The sequence below is a fragment of the cf. Phormidesmis sp. LEGE 11477 genome (assembly GCF_015207105.1).
Classification (GTDB): Bacteria; Cyanobacteriota; Cyanobacteriia; order Phormidesmidales; family Phormidesmidaceae; genus Phormidesmis.
On record NZ_JADEXO010000270.1, the window covers coordinates 1 to 1,418 of the forward strand.

The window sequence follows — 1,418 nt, forward strand, 5'->3', positions numbered from 1 at the left end:
ACCCATGTTTGAATCTTGTTAGGGTGACGATACATGGCTCTGGGCTTTGCTGCAGAGCTTTTTGTCTAATGGGCTTATTCACGCATCCTTAACCAGAGCTTTTTGTCCCGGCTTAAGTTGGTACCCCAAGGGTTACCGTTCTGTCTTATATTGAGACGTTGAACCAAGCGAACTAAATTTTGGGTTTTAGTCTCATCTCATGTCGAGTGAATAAAATCTTATTTTAAGACTCAATGTTGAGTCTAGCTTGTCTTAGGTTGAGTTGTTGGTATCTTGCTCTGCATTTTGTGGTGTCTTGCAAAGAGTTATTCAATTTGTGTGCTACATAGCGCAATCGTCAGGAACTAGAACAAACATTCAGTTCGATCACTCCTATGAGTTGCATGGATCTCTCTGAGAGAAAAGGCTTCGATAAGCGACAATCTTTAGCTTGCTACCTAGCGACTAGCGACCACAAAGCAGGCTTGCGACAAGGTGTTGCAGCAGGTATACGATCATATTGCCCTGAAAGAGTGTAGCACGCGCACTTTTAGACGCACAATGCTGACGCGGCTGAGCAATAGCTAGGTGAACGAAGCAATAAGGAAGATGCTAGCCTCCTGTGACTTCGTTCAGAGCTTCCTGAATCACTTCATCACCCACACCATGGCGCTTCAGACTATCAATGAAGGATGACACCGTGTCGTTCTCCAGTCGTTCTAGATCAGTCCGTAAGCCCTGTCCTATATATGTTCTCGCTAGCGGTTGATAGCCAGAGAACCCAAGCTGTGGGGCTATACGCTTCAAGTCTTCGATGACATCTTCCGGCATCCGAATCGTTATCGTGGTCATCGGGCGATTTTGTTTGAGTCGTTTTTTGAGGGCATCAGGCTTCATAGTATTCGCGCTCCTTCCGAGTCGCTTTGCGAGCGGACACAATACGGATATAGTCATCTTCGCGTTCTACAAACACGACGAATAAGAGATTCCATCGCCTGTCCAGGGCGATAATGGCGTCCCTTGCTTCATCGTTACGGCTAGCATCGACGACAACCAGAAGGGGATCGAAGAAGGCTTCGGCGGCTTGAGAGAAAGTGATGCCGTCGTGCTTTAGCGGGTTAGCTGATGCCTTCTGGTCGTTCCAGACGAAGGTGATGCCGTTGAGCGGAAAGTACACATCCATAGAGATCAGTATAGTCAAACATATTTACAATGTAAACACGTTTAGCACAGCTCGTTGAATGGCTGAATCCGTTGTCACTGATGACTTATATACGATAAATCGAACTCTGAAATCGTCTTGCAAACGGTGGGACACTGTTGGCGAACTCCGAAAGTAGCGAAAAATCGGTATTCTGAGGCTAGTCGCTAGTCAATCAGGAGTGCGATCGCCCGTGTCTATCAAGCCGCAACCGATAGCCGAAATTCCGGCTCTTACT

The 1,418-nt window shown here is 47.0% G+C and carries 2 protein-coding genes; both read right to left on the minus strand.

All coding sequences use genetic code 11. The features are described 5' to 3' along the window. Positions 1-591: 591 nt before the first annotated feature. Entirely contained in the window at positions 592-876 is a 285-nt protein-coding gene (locus IQ256_RS29230) for a hypothetical protein (protein ID WP_193859182.1), read from the minus strand. Continuing rightward, complete coding sequence (locus IQ256_RS29235) at positions 866-1,162, minus strand: BrnT family toxin (protein ID WP_193859183.1); 297 nt, start codon at positions 1,160-1,162, stop codon at positions 866-868. The genes IQ256_RS29230 and IQ256_RS29235 overlap by 11 nt, the downstream gene beginning before the upstream one ends. Positions 1,163-1,418 lie beyond the last annotated feature (256 nt).

Coding starts and splice junctions, on each gene's coding strand:
- IQ256_RS29230 (WP_193859182.1), bottom strand. CDS start 876: ATGAAGCCTGATGCCCTCAAAAAACGACTCAAACAAAATCGCCCGATG.
- IQ256_RS29235 (WP_193859183.1), bottom strand. CDS start 1,162: ATGGATGTGTACTTTCCGCTCAACGGCATCACCTTCGTCTGGAACGAC.